The organism is Streptosporangium sp. H16 (assembly GCF_051918855.1).
Lineage (GTDB): Bacteria > Actinomycetota > Actinomycetes > Streptosporangiales > Streptosporangiaceae > Streptosporangium.
In genome coordinates, this window is the sequence record NZ_JBPXMD010000004.1 from 260,771 (window position 1) to 277,647 (window position 16,877).

The 16,877-nt window shown below is 71.6% G+C and carries 14 protein-coding genes; 6 read left to right on the plus strand and 8 right to left on the minus strand.

Features of this window, described 5'->3' with window-relative positions; genetic code table 11:
• The first annotated feature begins 4 nt into the window (after window positions 1-4).
• Window positions 5-856, plus strand: coding sequence for a LysR family transcriptional regulator (locus ACTOQ2_RS09250; protein WP_440099242.1), 852 nt, complete (start codon window positions 5-7; stop codon window positions 854-856).
• 15 nt (window positions 857-871) lie between these two features.
• Here ACTOQ2_RS09250 and ACTOQ2_RS09255 read toward each other — a convergent pair whose 3' ends face one another.
• Complete coding sequence (locus ACTOQ2_RS09255; RefSeq protein WP_440099243.1) at window positions 872-1,825, minus strand: pirin family protein; 954 nt, start codon at window positions 1,823-1,825, stop codon at window positions 872-874.
• 165 nt (window positions 1,826-1,990) lie between these two features.
• Between ACTOQ2_RS09255 and ACTOQ2_RS09260 the strand changes: the two genes are divergently transcribed.
• The 3 genes from ACTOQ2_RS09260 to ACTOQ2_RS09270 all read left to right on the plus strand — a co-directional run bounded on the left by ACTOQ2_RS09260 (window position 1,991) and on the right by ACTOQ2_RS09270 (window position 5,227).
• A complete protein-coding gene (locus ACTOQ2_RS09260; RefSeq protein WP_440099244.1) occupies window positions 1,991-3,634 on the plus strand; it encodes a sensor histidine kinase in 1,644 nt (547 codons plus the stop codon).
• 47 nt (window positions 3,635-3,681) lie between these two features.
• The gene (locus tag ACTOQ2_RS09265) at window positions 3,682-4,158 is read left to right on the plus strand and encodes an Lrp/AsnC family transcriptional regulator (protein ID WP_440066203.1); all 477 of its coding nucleotides are present in this window, start codon (window positions 3,682-3,684) and stop codon (window positions 4,156-4,158) included.
• 133 nt (window positions 4,159-4,291) lie between these two features.
• Window positions 4,292-5,227 carry a nucleoside hydrolase gene (locus ACTOQ2_RS09270; protein ID WP_440099245.1) on the plus strand — a complete coding sequence of 312 codons (936 nt, stop codon included), beginning with the start codon at window positions 4,292-4,294 and terminating at the stop codon, window positions 5,225-5,227.
• Window positions 5,228-5,251: 24 nt separating this feature from the next.
• Here ACTOQ2_RS09270 and ACTOQ2_RS09275 read toward each other — a convergent pair whose 3' ends face one another.
• Complete coding sequence (locus ACTOQ2_RS09275; RefSeq protein ID WP_440099246.1) at window positions 5,252-6,310, minus strand: SDR family oxidoreductase; 1,059 nt, start codon at window positions 6,308-6,310, stop codon at window positions 5,252-5,254.
• Window positions 6,311-6,525: 215 nt separating this feature from the next.
• Between ACTOQ2_RS09275 and ACTOQ2_RS09280 the strand changes: the two genes are divergently transcribed.
• Window positions 6,526-7,440 carry a LysR substrate-binding domain-containing protein gene (locus ACTOQ2_RS09280; protein ID WP_440099247.1) on the plus strand — a complete coding sequence of 305 codons (915 nt, stop codon included), beginning with the start codon at window positions 6,526-6,528 and terminating at the stop codon, window positions 7,438-7,440.
• 128 nt (window positions 7,441-7,568) lie between these two features.
• Here the strand turns inward: ACTOQ2_RS09280 and ACTOQ2_RS09285 are convergent, their stop codons facing one another.
• The 6 genes from ACTOQ2_RS09285 to ACTOQ2_RS09310 form a co-directional block, all read right to left on the minus strand.
• Window positions 7,569-8,540, minus strand: coding sequence for an N-acetylglucosamine kinase (locus ACTOQ2_RS09285; protein ID WP_440099248.1), 972 nt, complete (start codon window positions 8,538-8,540; stop codon window positions 7,569-7,571).
• Complete coding sequence (locus tag ACTOQ2_RS09290) at window positions 8,537-9,796, minus strand: 6-phospho-beta-glucosidase (RefSeq protein WP_440099249.1); 1,260 nt, start codon at window positions 9,794-9,796, stop codon at window positions 8,537-8,539. Before ACTOQ2_RS09290 ends, ACTOQ2_RS09285 begins: the two co-directional genes overlap by 4 nt.
• Window positions 9,793-10,686 (minus strand): carbohydrate ABC transporter permease, encoded by an 894-nt coding sequence (locus ACTOQ2_RS09295; RefSeq protein ID WP_440099250.1) that lies wholly within the window; start codon window positions 10,684-10,686, stop codon window positions 9,793-9,795. Before ACTOQ2_RS09295 ends, ACTOQ2_RS09290 begins: the two co-directional genes overlap by 4 nt.
• The gene (locus ACTOQ2_RS09300) at window positions 10,683-11,624 is read right to left on the minus strand and encodes a carbohydrate ABC transporter permease (RefSeq protein ID WP_440099251.1); all 942 of its coding nucleotides are present in this window, start codon (window positions 11,622-11,624) and stop codon (window positions 10,683-10,685) included. Before ACTOQ2_RS09300 ends, ACTOQ2_RS09295 begins: the two co-directional genes overlap by 4 nt.
• A 6-nt stretch (window positions 11,625-11,630) precedes the next feature.
• Window positions 11,631-12,974, minus strand: a complete 1,344-nt coding sequence (locus tag ACTOQ2_RS09305; protein WP_440099252.1) for an extracellular solute-binding protein — start codon at window positions 12,972-12,974, stop codon at window positions 11,631-11,633.
• A 120-nt stretch (window positions 12,975-13,094) separates the two neighbouring features.
• Window positions 13,095-14,291 (minus strand): ROK family protein, encoded by a 1,197-nt coding sequence (locus ACTOQ2_RS09310; RefSeq protein ID WP_440099253.1) that lies wholly within the window; start codon window positions 14,289-14,291, stop codon window positions 13,095-13,097.
• Between the two features lie 172 nt (window positions 14,292-14,463).
• Between ACTOQ2_RS09310 and ACTOQ2_RS09315 the strand changes: the two genes are divergently transcribed.
• A complete protein-coding gene (locus ACTOQ2_RS09315) occupies window positions 14,464-16,812 on the plus strand; it encodes a HelD family protein (protein ID WP_440066220.1) in 2,349 nt (782 codons plus the stop codon).
• Window positions 16,813-16,877 lie beyond the last annotated feature (65 nt).

Consider the following 16,877-nt stretch of genomic DNA (forward strand, 5'->3'; position numbering starts at 1 on the left):
GCTTATGGCACGTGATCTCGACACCGCCCTGCTGCGGTCGTTCGTCACCGCCGTGCGGGCGGGCAGCATCAGCCGCGCGGCGGCGGCGCTCGGCCGTACCCAGCCCGCGCTCAGCCAGCAGCTGCGCAAGCTCGAAAGGGCCGTCGGCAGCCCGCTGCTGCACCGGGCGCCGTCCGGCGTCTCGCCGACCCGGGCGGGCGAGGAACTGCTGCCCTACGCCGAGCGCATCCTCGCGCTGTCGGCACAGGCACTCGCCGACACAGGACGCGCGCTCACCGGGCACTGCGGGGTGGGACTCCTCGAGGATCTCGCCGCTTCCCGCCTTTCCCAAGTACTCGCCGACCTCGCGCGGCTGCACCCCGGCGCGACGCTGGAGGTGCTCAGCCTTTCCGGCGCGGAGATGCGGGAGGCCTACGACACGGGCCGTGTCCACCTCGTGCTCGACGAGGTCAAGGATCTTCCCTGGCCGCCGCGCTGGACGGTGCGGCTGCCGCTGGTCTGGGCGGTCGGGCAGGGGGTCGCCGTCGACGCCGATCCCCTGCCGGTGGTGCTGTTCTCGAACACGTGCGCCTGGCGGACGTCGGTGCTGGAGGCGATGGAGACGATGGAGGGCACGGGGCGCCGCTGGCGGGTGGCGTTCGAGAGCAACAGTCTCGCCGGGGTGCTCGCCGCGCTACGGGCCGGGCTCGGGGCCGCGGCGCTCCTGCCCGCCAACCTCGAACCGGCCATGGCCTGCCACGACGCGGCCGCGTTGCCCGCTCTGCCGGACGTCGAACTCGGACTTGCCCGCCACCCCGGCACCGAGGGCGACGCGCTCGTCGACGCCGTGGAGACCGCCCTCCGGCGGATGATCTGAGCGGTGCGCGGCCCGCTAGCGGCGGCGCCCGCGCGCCTTGAGGGGAGTCAGGGGCAGCTCGGGCGCGGGCAGCGGGGCGGCTCCCGCGCCGTGCACCGTGCCGAACTCCTCACCCTCCATCCACTCCCGCCGGAACCGGGCGATCTCCTCGTGGCTCCGGCCGACGAAGTTCCACCACATGACGATCCGCTCCTCGAACGGCTCGCCGCCGACGAGCAGCAGCCGCCCGGGACCCTCGGCGCTCAGGGCCAGCTCCGAGCGCCCGCTGCCCAGGTAGAGCAGCGGCCCGGGGGAGAGAGCCGTCTCGCCGACCCGTACGGTGCCGGACAGGGCCAGCACGGCGTACTCGAAGCCGGGACGCAGCGGGACCGAGGTCCCGGCACCCGCCTCCAGCGTCACCTCGGCCCCGACCAGCGGGGTGTGGATCGTCGCCGGGGAGGTGACCCCGCCCAGCTCGCCCATGATGACGGTCACCGCCACTCCTGGAGAGGTCAACGTGGGCAGCGCCGGGTGGTGCTCGAAGGCGGGGGCGGCGTCGCGGGCGGCGGAGGGGAGCGCCACCCACAGCTGGACCCCGTGCAGCACGACCTCGGCGGGCGACTCCTCCGAGTGGGAGATGGCCCGCCCGGCGGTCATCAGGTTGAGCTGGCCCGGCCTGACCAGCTGCTCGCTGCCGACGCTGTCGCGGTGCAGGATCTCACCCTCCACGAGCCAGCTGACGGTCTGCAGGCCGGTGTGCGGATGCGGGGGGACGTGCATCCTCGTCCGCTCGGGGCCGTAGTGGTCGACGAAACACCACGCGCCGACCATCCTGACGTCCCGGTTCGGCAGGGTTCTGGTGACCTTCATCGCCCGGGGGCCGCCCAGCACGACGTCCCTGCCGGTCAGCAGCTCGTTCACCGGCTTCGCCGCCACGTCCGCGAGACCGCCGCAGGCCGACTCGCGCGGATCCGTTTCCAGGTTGCTCATCCCGCGAATGTATGTCGAGATCCGCCCATACCGGGCATCGGGTGGCGTCATCCCCCCGGGGGGGGATCACGTGCGTGGCCGGCGGCGGGTTCCGGTATCTTTCGTCCACCCCGCCGGGCACCTACGGCCACGGCGGGACGGACACCGCGTGAAGTGAGAGGCCGAATGACCACCGAGACACCTCCGAGCGGATCCCGCAAGAGCCGCTGGAGCGCGCAGACGTGGTTCAACGTCGTGTTGCTCGTCATGACCATCCTGCTGGGGGTGTCGGCGATCGTCGGCGCCACGGTCCTGCAGAACGCGGCGTCCGCCTCCAACAGGCTGATCGACCACATCTCGGTGGGCAGGATCCAGGCGGCGCGCCTGCAGGCGACCCTGCTGAACCAGGAGACCGGGGTGCGGGGCTTCGTCATCACCGGCAAGGAGGAGTTCCTGCAGCCGTACGTGGACGGGCGGCGCGACGAGATCACGGTGTCGGCGCAGATCGAGCGGCTGGCACCGGGCGCGGAACCGCTGCGGGCACTCGACGAGGTGGGACGGCTGGCCGCCGAGTGGCGGGCACGCTACGCGGAGCCGATGATCGCCAGGGTCAGGGACGAGGGCCCGGAGAGCGTGAGCGCCGAGCAGTCCGAGGAGAGCAAGCGCTCCTTCGACGCGGTCAGGAAGGCGCTCGACGCCCAGAACGCCGCCTGGGCCCGCGCGAGGGAGCTGGCCCGCGCCGACCTGCAGGTCGCCCGCACGGTCAGGAACGCCACCTTCTTCGGCATCCTGGCCGCCTTCCTGGTCACCATCGTCACGGTGGCGGTGCTGCTGAGGATCGGGGTGTTCGGCCCCCTGGCCCGTCTGCGCGAGGCCTCCCGCCGGGTCACCATGGGAGACTTCGCGCACCACGTCGACACCGGCGGCCCCGCCGACCTCGCCGAGCTGGCCGACGACATGGAGGCGATGCGCCGGCGCATCGTCGCCGAGCTGGAGGAGGCCCGAGGCTCCCGGCTGCGGATCGCCGCCCAGGCCGAGGAGCTGAAGCGCTCCAACGCGGAGCTGGAGCAGTTCGCCTACGTGGCCTCGCACGACCTGCAGGAACCGCTGCGGAAGATCGCCTCGTTCTGCCAGATGCTCCAGCAGCGGTACGCCTCCCAGCTCGACGACAGGGCCAACACCTACATCGACTTCGCCGTGGACGGCGCCAAGCGCATGCAGGTGCTCATCAACGAGCTGCTCACCTTCTCCCGGGTGGGACGGATCAGCAGGGAGCCCGTCGAGATGGACCTGAACGACGTGGTCGACAGGGCCCTGGTCAACCTCTCCGCGGCGGTGGAGGAGTCCGGGGCCGAGATCGAGGTCGGCGACCTGCCCACCGTCGTCGGGGACCGGACCCAGTTCGTGATGCTCTGGCAGAACCTGATCGGCAACTCCCTGAAGTTCCGCGACCCCGGCCGCGCGCCCCGGATCGGGATCGAGTCCGAGCGGCTCGACGGCGAGGTGCGGATGACCGTGACCGACAACGGCATCGGCATCTCCCCCAACTTCGCCGACAAGATCTTCGTCATCTTCCAGCGGCTGCACCAGCGGGACGCCTACGAGGGCACCGGCATCGGCCTGGCGCTCTGCAGGAAGATCGTGGAGCAGCACGGCGGCACGATCCGGCTGGACACCGAGTACACCGGGGGAGCCCGCTTCGTCATCACGCTGCCCGCCGAGGTCGTCTCGCCGGAGCGGGAGGGCGAGGGTGAGGCCGAGGCTGCCGAGGCTGAGACCGAGGCCGGACGGGAGGACGCCGCGGAGATCGCGGTTGGGACCGTGCCGTGACACGCGGACGGTACGCGCGGTATCCGAATGCCGTTACCGTTTACCGGATGGAGGAGATCGACCGCCGTATCGTCACATTGCTGGCCAGGGATGGCCGGATGAGCTTCACCGATCTCGCCAGGGAGACCGGGCTCTCGGTGTCGGCGGTGCATCAGCGGGTGCGCCGGCTGGAGAAGCGCGGCGTGCTGCGGGGATACGCCGCGCTGGTCGACTACGACGCCATTGGGCTCTCGCTCACCGCGTTCGTCTCCATCAAGCCGATAGACCCGGCCGCCGCCGACGACGCCCCGGAGCGGCTGGCCCATCTGAGCGCCGTCGAGGCCTGCCACAGCGTGGCCGGGGACGAGAGCTACATCCTCAAGGTCCGGGTGGCCTCGCCGATCGCGCTCGAGGAGCTGCTCAACCAGATCCGCACCGCCGCCAACGTCTCCACCCGCACCACGGTCGTGCTCAGCACGCCGTACGAGCACCGCACCCCGGAGCCGGCGGGCGAGGACGCCGGGAGGCCCGAGGAGCGCGCCTGACCGTCCCGGGGATGCTCCCCGCGGGCGCGTGACGGGCCCGCGCCGGCGTCTTCCCGGCGTGGCCGACCGCTCACCTTCCCGGGAGGCCGTTCCCGGTTTGCCGGAAAAGAGGTGATTGCTCCAAGCTGGACGGGTGTCTCCCAGAAAGATCATCATCGACTGCGACCCGGGGATCGACGACGCGCTGGCGCTCGTCCTCGCCCACGGGAGCCCCGAGCTGGAGATCCTGGGGATCACCACGGTCGGCGGCAACGTCGAGCTGGCCAGGACCACCGACAACGCGCTCCGGCTCCGCGAGTTCCTGGGGTTCGGCGGCGTGCCGGTCGTCGCGGGCAGCGCGGGCGCGCTCCTGCGCCCCCGGGTGAACGCGGCCGGGGTGCACGGCGATTCGGGCCTCGGGGACGCACTGCTGCCCCCGGCGTCGCTCCCGCCGGCCGCCGGGCACGCCGCGGACTTCATCATCGAGACGCTCAGGGCCGACCCGGGCGAGGTGACCCTGGTCGCCATCGGCCCGCTGACCAACGTGGCGCTCGCCGTGCTCAGGGAGCCCGAGATCGTCGGCTGGGCGCGGGGCCTCACGATCCTCGGTGGGTCCTACACGCGGGGCAACTTCTCTCCCGCGGCCGAGTTCAACATCGCCGCCGACCCGGAGGCCGCCGCGGTCGTCTTCGGCGCGGGCTGGACGGTGACCATGATCGGTCTCGACGTGAGCCGCGGCGCCGTGACCACGCTGGCGGTGGCGGAGCGCATGGCGGCGATGGGCCGGCTCGGCGCCGACCTGCTCCTGCCGTGCGTGCGGTTCTACGGCATGATCACCGCCGAGGACGGGCCCGCGATCCACGACGCCTGCGCGATCGCCCACCTGATCGACCCGTCGCTGATCACCCTCGAACCCGCCGTCGTGGACGTCGAGACGGCGGGCCGCTTCACCGCCGGGATGACCGTGACCGACTTCGCCCTGCGGGGCCGCGCCCCCAACGCCCTGGTCGGCACCTCCCTCGACGTGGGCCGCTTCTGGGAGCTCCTGCTGACCGTCTACGCCCGGGTCGCGGAGTCGATCGAGCCTTGAGGCCGCTTTCGGGGGACGGATCCCTCAGGGGATGATCCTGCGGCGGCGCAGGTCGCCGAGGATGTCCAGGAACATCGCCTCGGTATCGACGTACTCGTGGAAGCCGAAGCGCCGGGCCTTGGAACCGTCGGCGAAGAAGTCGTAGTCCCAGGAGAACACGGCGTCACCGAAGGCCCAGGAGGACACGTCCTCGTACGGGTGCGGCTCCAGCCCGTACTTCTCGGTCATGGAGTTCCAGAGCGGGCCCTTGTCCGCCATGACGACGTCGAGCGACATCGGCAGGGGAGGGGCCACCTCCAGGTCGAAGAATCCGGCGATCTTCGGCCACATGTCGTTCCAGCGGAAGAGGTCGCCGTTGTTGACGTTGAACGCCTGGTTGGCGCAGCGCTCGTCGGTCGCCGCCCAGACGGTCGCCCTCGCCAGCAGTCCCGCGTCGGTCATCTCCAGCAACGTGTCGTAGGCCCCCGGCCTGCCGGGGAAGCGCAGCGGCAGGCCCAGTTCCTTCGAGATGGCGCCGTACACCGCGATAACCATGGCCAGGTTCATCGGGTTGCCGAGGGCGAAGCCGCACACCACCGACGGGCGGATCGCGGTCCACGTCCACCCCGAGCCCTTCTGGCGCTCCTCGAGGAAGTTCTGCTGGTCGACGTTGAACTCCGGCGGCATGTGGTGCGGGTCGCTCTCGCGGGCCGGGGTCTTGAAGGGGCCCAGGTGCGCGCCGTAGACCTTGTATCCCTGCATGAGGCTGACGTGCCGCAGGCCCGGCGCCACCGGCTCGACCGCGTCGACGACGTTGACGAGCATGGCGAGGTTGGGCGGGACGAGCTCGGCCCAGGTCGGCCGGTCCTGGTAGGCGGCGTAGAAGATGTGGGTCACGTCGACGAGCTCGCCGAGCTTCTTGGCGCAGTCGTCCCGGTCGAGCAGGTCGGCCCGTATGTGGCGGACCCGGCCTGTGCTCTCCCCGCCGCGGCGTGACAGGCCGATGACGTCCCAGTCGCCGAGCGCGGCGAGGTGGTCGACCAGGTTGCGGCCGATCACCCCCTGGGCCCCGACGACGAGGGCGACCTTGGGCTGGGTGCTCATCGTTCTTCTCCCCGATCGATGCGGATGGGCCGGCGCGGTCACGCTCCCGTGCCGGTGCGATCCGATTCTGCGCGGTTCTCCTCCCATGAGTCCAAGGCTTGTTTCTTGTCGCGGCCATGAACATTGTTTATGGCGGACGTCATGGCCCAGCGCGTCCGAACCTCACTCCACATAGCCCAAAGTCATGATTTATGAGGCTCTGATAATTTTTGCGCATGCTGAGCCTGCGACAGCTCGAATACCTGGTGACCATCGTCGACCAGGGTTCCTTCACACGGGCCGCTGAGACCCTCCACGTCACCCAGCCGGCCCTGTCGCACCAGATCCAGGCTCTGGAGCGGACGGTCGGCGCGCGCCTGCTCGAACGGCTGCCCAAGGCAATCCACCTCACGGCGGCCGGGCGTGCGATGCTGCCGCACGCGCGGGCCACCCTGGCCGACGCGGCCCGCGCCCTGTCGGCCGTACGCCGGACGGCCGGGCTGGCCGGGGGAGAGCTGCGGCTGGCGACGGTCTACTCGATCAGCCTGGGCGTGCTGCCCGCTGCGCTGCGCGTCTGGAGCGGGCTCTATCCAGAGGTCGACGTCAGGCTCTTCGAGCACCGCCACGCCGGCGAGCTGGCGGAGGCGATGGCGAGCGGGCAGGCCGACCTCGCCGTCGGTCCCCGGCCCGCGTCCTGGGCGGGGCCGGTGCGCACGCTCGGTGCCGAGGAGTTCGTCGTGGCCGTCTCCTCCGGCGATCCCCTCGCGTCCGGCGGGGCGACCTCGGTGGACCTGCACGACCTGCGCGACCGCCGCTGGGTCCACTACGCCCCCGGCAACGGCCTGGCCGACATCCTGGACCGCGCCTGCGCGGAGGCCGGGTTCCGGCCCAGGATCGCGGTGCGCACCGAGCAGACGGCATCGGCTCCAGCCCTCGCGGCTGCAGGTCTCGGACCCGCGCTCGTCCCCGCCAACATCGTGCCCGGCGGGTACAAGGGCCACATCCTCCGGCCGAGGCCCGCCGTGACCCGCGTCCTCACCGCCTACGCTCGTACCGGGTTCGACGCCCTCGGCCGGGCCTTCCTCGCCCTGCTCACCGAGAGCACGGCGGCCACGCTCCTTCCCCTGCCGGACGCCCACCCGGCCTCCTGAGCGTTCGGGCTCCCCGCACGCCGCGGCCCGCGCCGTGAGACGCGGGCTGTGCGCGGCGCGATGTCAGCCCGTCACGCCACCCCGTCATGCCGGGGAGTGTCATCCCCGTGAGGTCATGTCCAGAGGTCTCATGTCCGGGGGCGGAAGTGGGCCCGCAGCCGGGCCCTGGCCTCCTCGGTGGCGCCGAGGGCGTCCAGGCCCAGGAGGGCGGCGCCCATGATGGGCGCGACGTCGGCGACGATCAGCTTGGCCTGCGGCGCGCTCCCGGCGAAGCCGCGTTCCAGCAGCTCGCTCATGAGCGGGTGGCGGGCGGTGAGCACGCCGCCGCCCAGGACCACCTCCATCGGGACGGAGAGCAGGTCCAGGCGGCGCATCGCGACCACCGCGAGCACGACGACCTCCTCGGCCATCCGCGCCACCAGCGAGCGGGCCACCCCGTCCCCCTGGGCCGCGACCGCCATCAGCACCGGTACCAGCTCGTTCAGCCTGCCGTAGGGCAGCTCGCCGAAATGGATGGCCAGGGACACCTCCTCGACGGTGCGGGTGCCGAAGTGCTCGCGGACCGCGGCGGCCAGCGCGCTCGCCGGGCCCCGGCCGTCCTCGGCGCGCACCGCGTGCCAGAGCGTCTCCTCGCCGAGGCCGAGGCCGCCGCCCCAGTCGCCGGTGAGCCGCCCCAGCGCCGGATATCTCGCCACCTCCCCCGACGGGGAGACCGCCACCGCGTTGATCCCCGCGCCGCACACCACGGCCACCCCCGCGGGCCCGGAGGCCCCGGCGCGCAGCAGCGCGAAGGTGTCGTTGCCGACGGTCGCCTCCCCGCCGTACCCCCGGGAGAGGATCTCCGCGCGGAGCGCCTCCTCCTCCACCGGCAGGTCCGCGCCCGCCACGTAGGCGGCCACGTGGTCGGCGTACGGTGTGGCCGCGCCGGGGCCGAGCGCGGCGCGCACGGTGTCGCCGATCGCGTCGATCGCGACGCCCACCCCCGTGGCCTGGGGCTGGAAGGCGCCGCCGCGCCCGGTGGCGAGGACCGAGCCGTCCTCGGCCACCAGCGCGATGTCGGTCTTGCTGTTTCCGCCGTCGACCGCCAGGACCGTTCTCACGCGGTCGCCCAGGACAGGTGCCCGCGGTTGGCCTCGATCAGGCGCCTGGCCAGGTCGCCGGAGAGCGAGGCCTGGCCGATCAGCGGGTGGGCCAGCAGCGCGTCGGCGACGCGGTCCTCGCCGCCGTGCAGCGCGGCCTCGATCGCCAGCGTCTCGTACGCCGTGACGTGGGCGATGAGCCCGGCGAAGAGGGGCTCCACCGGGGCGACGGGCAGCGCGGCCGCGCCCGCCGAGGTGATCGTGGCCGGGACCTCGATGACCGCCTCGTCGGGCAGGAACGGCAGCGTGCCGTCGTTGCGCAGGTTGACCACCTGGGTGTCGCCGCGGTCGCCGATCAGCGAGGCGATCAGCGCCACCGCCGCCTCGGAGTAGAAGGCCCCGCCGCGCTTGCCCAGCAGCTCGGGCTTGGTGTCCACCGCCGGGTCGGCGTACAGCTCCAGCAGGGTCTTCTCCATCGCCGCGACCTCGGCCGCGCGCGACGGCTTGGTCCGCTGCTCCTCCACCACCAGGTCGTGCTCGTAGAAGTAGCGCAGGTAGTAGGAGGGCACCACGCCCAGGTGGCGGATGAGCGCGGCGGGCAGGCCGACGTCCCGGCCGATCTCCTCCGCGTGGCTCTCCAGCAGCTTGGGCAGCACGTCCACCCCGTCCAGGTGGACGGCCCGCTCCCAGGTGAGGTGGTTCAGGCCGACGTGGCCCAGCGAGATCCGCTCGGGGGCGACGCCCAGGTTCGCGGCGAAGCGGCGCTGGAAGCCGATGGCGACGTTGCACAGGCCGATGGCCCGGTGCCCGGCCGAAAGGAGCGCCCTGGTGACGATGCCGACCGGGTTGGTGAAGTCGACGATCCAGGCGTCCGGCGCGAGCCTCCTGACCTTCTCGGCGATGTCCAGCACCACCGGCACCGTGCGCAGCGCCTTGGCCAGCCCGCCCGCGCCGGTCGTCTCCTGGCCGACGCAACCGCACTCCAGCGGCAGCGTCTCGTCCACGTTCCGCGCCGCCTGGCCGCCGACGCGCAGCTGCAGCAGGACCGCGTGCGCCCCGGCGACGCCCTCCTCGACCGAGGTGGTCGCGACGACCGTGGCCGGGTGCCCGGCGCGCGCCAGCATCCGGCGCGCCATGCCGGACACCAGCTCCAGCCGGTGGGTGTCCGGGTCGACCAGCGCGATCTCGGTCAGCGGCAGCTCGTCGCGCAGCCGCGCGAATCCGTCGATCAGCTCCGGCGTGTACGTCGAGCCGCCCCCGACAACGGCGAGTTTCACCCTTTTACTCCTGTCAGCGTGACGCCCTCGATGAAGACCTTCTGGGCGAAGAAGAACACAATGATCACCGGGGCCATGACGAGCAGCGTCGCCGCCATGGTGAGGTTCCACTGCACGCTGTGCAGTGCCCGGAAGGACGCCAGCCCGAGGGAGAGCGTCCAGTTCGCCTCGTTCGTGTGGGCGTAGAGCAGCGGACCATAGTAATCGTTCCAGCAGTAGAAGAACTGGAACAGGCCCACCGCCGCTATCGCCGGGCGCGCCATCGGCAGGACCACCCTGATCAGGGTCCGGAAGTCCGAGCAGCCGTCCACCCTGGCGGCCTCGGTGTACTCCCGGGGAATGCTGACCAGGAACTGCCGGAGCAGGAAGATGGAGAAGGCGTCGCCGAGCAGCATCGGCAGGATCAGCGGCCACAGCGTGCCGGTCAGGTCCAGGCGCGCCCAGATGAGATAGACGGGGACCGCGACGACCTGGGGCGGCAGCATCATCATCGTGATGACCGCGAGGAAGGCCAGCCTGCGCCCCCGGAAGCGGAAGCGGGCCATCGCGTACGCCACCGGGATCGACGACAGCAGCATGAACGCGGTGCCGAGCCCGGCGTACAGGAACGTGTTGCCCAGCCAGGCCAGCAGCTGTGACCTGGCGAACACGTCGGCGAAGTTGGCCCAGTTCCAGGTGCGCGGCCACAGGTCGCCGGTGAGCGCCTGGTCGTTGCTCATGACGGCCGTCAGCGCCACGAACACCAGCGGTCCGACGAACATCAGCGACAGCGCGACGGCGAGGGCGTGGGTGGCGATCCAGTACAGGATCACCCGGACGCGCGGGCCGCGCGCGGCGGGGCGCGGCCCGGGGGAGGAGGCCTCGGCGGGCCTCGTGGCCACAGCGGTCACCGGTCGCCTCCTTCGTCGAACGCGCGGAACCTGCGGAGCAGGATGAGGGTGAAGACCGTGGAGAAGGCGAACAGCAGCAGGGCCAGCACGCAGGCGTAGCCCATGCTGAAGTCGCGGAAGCCCACGTGGAACAGCCACTGGGCCAGCGTCAGCGTCGACAGCTCCGGGTAGCCGGGCACGAAGGTGCTGCCGGGGGAGTCGGTGACCCCCGCCGCGACCCGGGAGGCGATCATCGCCTGGGTGAAGTACTGCAGGGCGTAGATGACGCCGGTGACCGTCGAGAACATCAGCACCGGCGAGATCGTCGGCAGCGTGATGCTCCTGAACTGCCGCCACGCGCCCGCCCCGTCGATGGCCGCCGCCTCGTACAGGTGCCTGGGCACGTCGAGCAGCGCCGCCAGGAAGATCATCATGGTGTTGCCGATGCCCCACATGGCCAGCATGGTCAGGCCGGGCTTGGACCAGTCCTTGTCGCCGAACCAGTCGGGCGCGGCGATCCCGAAGAGCTCGACGAGCTGGTTGAGCGGCCCTGAGGGGTTCAGCAGGAACACGAAGGAGACCGTGCCGGCCACCACCGGGATCAGCGACGGCAGGTAGAACACCGTGCGGAAGAAGCCGATGCCCGCCTTGAGCCGGGTGAGCAGCCACGCCACGCCCAGCCCGAAGAGCACCTGGGCGGGGACCATGAGGACCACCAGCCACAGCGTGTTCCCGACGGAGGCCCAGGCCCGGTCGTCCACCAGGAAGTAGCGGTAGTTGTCCAGGCCGATGAACTCCAGCGTGAACAGGTCGTAGCGGTGGAAGGAGAAGTAGACCGTCGCCGCGAGGGGGTAGGCGAAGAAGACCGCGAACCCCACTAGCCAGGGCGACATCCAAAGGAGGGCCTTGAGGCCCTCGCCGCGCCGCCACCTGGGCGGCGCGGCGTGGACGGTGCTCATCGAGGATCAGCCCCCGGAGAGCTTCATCTTGTCGTCGAGGCGCTTGTCGACCGCGGCGAGCCCGGCGTCGAGGTCGGTGGCCGAGCCGTTCTCCCACTTGACCAGGAACTCCTGCAGCGAGTCCTGGTTGAAGGTGCTGTTGACGTTGGCAGGGACCGTGCTCGTCTTCGGGTGGGCGAAGATGTCGAGGAAGGTCTGGAAGTTCGCGTCCTTCTTCAGGTCGGGCGACTCCAGCGACGCCTTGGTGGTCGGCACGTTGCGCAGCGCGTTGGAGAGCGTGACCAGCGCGGCGGTGTCGGTGGTCAGATACTTGACCAGCTCCCAGGCGGCCTGCGGGTTCCTGGCGCCCTTGGGCACGCCGATCACGGTGCCCGCGGTGAAGCCGCTGCCGTACAGGTCGGGCTTGGTGTCGGAGACCGGGAGCGGCGCGGTGCCGTAGTCGATGTCCCCGGCCTCGTTGGCGAGCATGGCGTTGCGCCACTCGCCGTCCAGGATCATGGCGATCTTGCCCTTGTGGAAGGGGTGGTCGGCCGACCACTCCTGGCCCAGGCTCTTGCGGAACTTCTCCAGCTTGTCGTACCCGTACCAGTCGACGAGCTCCTTCTGCCAGCGCAGCAGCTCCTTCCACGCCGGGTCGGAGCCGACCGCCGAGGTGCCGTCCGGCTTGTACCAGGTCGCGCCGACCATCGGGCCCATGTGCGAGGCGGAGTTCTCGTAGTACTGGAAGCTCGGGACGAACCCGGCGACCTTGATGTTCCCGTCGGCGTCGCGGACGGTGAGCTTCTTGGTCAGCGCGGTCAGCTCCGAGAGCGTCTTGGGCGGCTGCTCGCCCTTCATCAGGGCCTTGTTGTAGTAGAGCCCGTACGCGTCGGCGAGCAGCGGCATCACGCACCGCTTGCCCTCGTACTCGGTGTAGGAGCGCGAGACCTCCGGCAGCACGGACAGGTCGATGCCGTCCTGTTCGATCACCGAGGTGAGGTCCTGGAACGTTCCGCTGCGGCACCACTGGGCCACGTTGTCGGTGGTGAACGAGGAGGCGACGTCCGGCGCCTTCCCGCCGCGCACCGCCTGGGTGATCTGGTCGTCCTGCACGCCCTTGACCAGCTTGACGGTGATCTGGGGGAACTTCGTGCGGAAGCCCGCGACGGCGTCCTCGAACGCCTTGACCTCGGCGGGCGCGGAGAACCCGTGCCACAGCTCGATGGCGGAGGCCGGCAGGGCCGCGGAGGCGGAGCCCGACGGTCTGGGCTGGGAGCCCAGCGCGGGCGCGCTCTCGGTGCCCGCGGTGCAGGCGGTCAGGGTGGTGGCCGTCAGGGTGGCCAGGGCGAGGGTGAGAAAGCGTCGGTGCACGACGGCTGCCTCCTGGGGGCGGGGAATCTGGCGGGGTTCCGGGCGGGATCCAGCGGGGTCGGGCGAGGTCCGTACGGTCCGTACGGTTCGGGGCCTGTGCGGGTTCGGGGGCGGCGGGGGTCAGGAGGGGACGGTGGAGCTGAAGACCTCGTCACGCGCGGTCGCGAGGGCGAGGTCGAGCGCGCCGGCGAGGACGGGATTGCCCTCGACGGTGGACAGCAGCAGCGGGGGCCGGGGGATGGTGAGCGCGTGGAGCTCGTGCTCGACGAGCTCGCGCAGGGTGTCGCCGCCGGCGAGGAGGGTCCCGCCGGTCAGCACGATGATCTCGGGGTCGACGACGGAGGTGATCGCGGCCAGCCCGACGGCGATCCGGGAGGCGATGTCGCGCAGCCCGGCGCGGGCGTCGTCGGCGCGCCTGCCGGTGGACGCCGAGGCCTGCACGGCGTTCAGCACCGCCTGCGCGGGCGCGGTGCCGCGCACGCCGTACGACCTGAGGATCTTGAGCACCGCCGGGCCGCCGGTGAGGGCCTGGTAGCCGTGGTTGGCGTAGCGGCCGGTGTCCCTGGCGGTCGGCGCGCCGGGGGTGGGCATGTAGCCGACCTCTCCCGCGCCGCCGGTGGCGCCCCGGTGCAGCCGCCCGCCGAGGACCAGCGCGGCGCCGAGGCCCTCGTCGGCCCACAGCAGCACGAAGTCGCGGTGGCCGCGGCCCACGCCGTGCGCCTGCTCGGCCTGGGCGACGAGGTTGACGTTGTTCTCCACGGCGACCGGCACGCCCAGGCCGTCGCCGAGGGTACGGACCAGGTCCGGGATGTGCCAGCCGGGCATGTCCTTGCTGGTGGCGTACGCCATCTTGCCGGTGCCGGGGTCGATCGTGCCCTGCACGCCGATGACCACGCGCCGCAGCGCCGCGGGGGCGCCGGCGCCCTCCAGCGCGGCCCGGACCCGCTCCAGCGCGTCGCCGCCGGAGCGGCCGGGACTGGGCAGGTGGTGCTCGCCGACCACGGCGCCGGTGATGTCGGCGACCCTGACGTCGATGCCCGCGCGGGTGACGTCCAGCGCGGCGACGTGCGCGGCGGCGGGGTTGAGCCGGTACACCTCGGCGGTGCGGCCGGGCAGTCCCTCGCGGATGCCGTCGAGCACGACCAGGCCCGCCTCCTGCAGGCGGATGAGAAGCTGTGAGGCGGTGGGCTTGGACAGGCCGGTGAGGGCGCCGATCTCCGGGCGGGTCAGCGGGCCGCGCTCCAGCAGCGCCTGCAGGGCGGCGCGGTCGTTGATCGCGCGCAGCAGGCTGGGAGTGCCGGGCGTCGGCTGGGTCACTGGTCCTCCGCGTGCGTCCTTGCATCCACTGATGACGCGAAGTTAGGAAACTTTCCTAACTTCGAGTGAATGTAAGGAACTCGGCAGATTTTCGTCAAGCAGGCAGGGGGCGCCGCAATCAAGCTGTGATGACGGAGGGGCGGGTAAACTTCTCGACGGACCTGCTAAGGTGATGGTTTGTCATAACAACCAGCGCAATGGCCCGGAGTATCCCATTACTAGCAACGATAATGGAGCGACGGCAACCCGTCAAATCGAGCTGACCCGGGAGCAGGAGTATGTTTCCTGCCTTTATGCCCGGCTCGATCTGCTGCGCGAGCGCACCCAGCGGCAGCTGGACGGCGTCCTCGCGCAGGGCGGAAGTGGCGGCACGCATCAGAACCGCTCCGAGCGTGACAGCTTCGCCGGGATGTACGCCGAGCGCCTGGGCCGCCTGTGGGCGGTCGAGAACGGCCTGTGCTTCGGCCGGCTCGACAACGCCGACGACACCTCACTCTACATAGGCCGCATCGGCCTGGCCGACGACGACCAGCGCCGGATGTTGATCGACTGGCGGGCGCCGGTGGCCCAGCCCTTCTACGGCGCCACCCCGGCGGCCTCGATGGGCGTCACCCGCCGCCGCCACCTGCAGACCAAGGGCCGCACGGTGATCGGGATCGACGACGATCTCCTTGACCTCGACAGCCTCACCGAGGAGGACGTGGCCACCCTCAACGGGGAGGCCGCGCTGCTGGCCTCCCTGGGGGCCAAGCGCACCGGCCGGATGCGCGACATCGTCGCCACCATCCAGTCCGAGCAGGACCGCATCATCCGCTCCGACCTGGGCGGGGTGCTGGTCGTGCAGGGCGGTCCCGGCACCGGCAAGACCGTGGTCGCGCTGCACCGCGCCGCCTACCTCCTCTACACCCACCGGGAGAAGCTGGCCCGCAGGGGCGTGCTCATCCTCGGGCCGAACCTGACCTTCCTGCGCTACATCGAGCAGGTGCTGCCCTCCCTGGGCGAGACCGACGTGCTGCTGTCGACCGTCTCCGAGCTGTACCCGGGGGTCGTCCCCGGCCGGAAGGAGCGCCCCGAGGTGGCGGCGGTCAAGGGCGACGCCCGGATGGCCCAGGTCGTCGCGCGGGCCGTGCGCGAGCGGCAGCGGGTGCCGCGCAAGCCGATCGAGATCAAGCTCGACCGCTACACCCTCCGGCTGGAGGGCAACGTCCTGGAGGCCGCCCGCAGCCGGGCCGCCCGCTCCAAGAGGGCGCACAACGAGGCCCGCGCGATCTTCGTCCGCCACCTGCTCAACGCGCTCGCCCGGCAGGCCGCCAGGCAGCTCGGCAAGGGCATGATCGACGACGACGAGCTGGCCGACATCCGCGAGGACCTGCGCACCGAGCGGCCCGTCAAGGCGGCCCTGAACCGGCTGTGGCCCTACGTCACCCCGCAGCAGCTCCTGATCGGGCTGTTCACCTCCCGCGAGCGCCTCGACCACGCCGCCGCCGAGTTCGGCGAGGCCGAGCGCGAGCTGATGCTGCGCGAGCCGCCCCGCACGGGGGAGAACTGGTGGGCCGAGTCCGACGTGCCGCTCCTGGACGAGGCCGCCGAGCTGCTCGGCGACATCGACCCCGCGGTGCTGCGGGCCGGGGCCTGGATGGCCGAGGAGGAGCAGGCGGCGCAGCGCGCCGCCGCGCTCGACGAGCGGCAGCACCAGCTCGCCTACGCCAAGGAGGTCCTGGAGCTGACCGGCCTGTCCGACATCATGGACGCCGAGAAGTTCGCCGCCCGCCACCTCGGCGACGACGTCTTCCTGACCACCGCCGAGCGCGCGGCGGCCGACCGCACCTGGGCCTTCGGCCACGTCATCGTCGACGAGGCGCAGGAGCTGTCGCCGATGGACTGGCGGATGCTGATGCGCCGCTGCCCGACGCGGTCGATGACGATCGTCGGCGACCTGGCCCAGACCGGTTCGTCGGCCGGGGCGCGTTCCTGGGGCAGGGTCCTCGACCCGTACGTGTCGGGGCGCTGGCGCGAGGAGACCCTCAGCGTCAACTACCGCACCCCGGCCGAGCTGATGGCCGTGGCCGCCGACGTGCTCACCCTGGTCGACCCGGCGCTGACCGCCCCGGCCTCGGTCAGGGAGACGGGGTCGCACCCGTGGGCGACCTCGCCGACGGCCTCCCTCGGCGAGGTCGTCAAGGCCGAGGTCGTCGAGGGCGGCCGGCTCGTCGTGATCGTCCCCGAGTCACGTGCCGAGGAGTTCGGGGAGATCGTGGTCCGCTCCGTCGACGGCGCGGTGGCCGGGCCGGGGGCGGCGGCCCTGGACGCGCAGGTGGCGGTGCTGACCGTCGCCGAGGCCAAGGGGCTGGAGTTCGACGCGGTCGTCGTGGTCGAACCGGAGCTGATCCTGGGCGAGTCCCCGCGCGGGGCGAGCGACCTTTACGTGGCGTTGACCCGCGCCACCCAGCGGCTTGGCGTCGTGCACGACGGTCCGCTTCCCGGCGCGCTCGCTCGACTTGAGAGACATCGGATCACATGAGACCATTGACGGCTCTCGTCGATCATGTCCCAGCTGCGAAAACTTGATGTTTCCGCAGTTGGTGA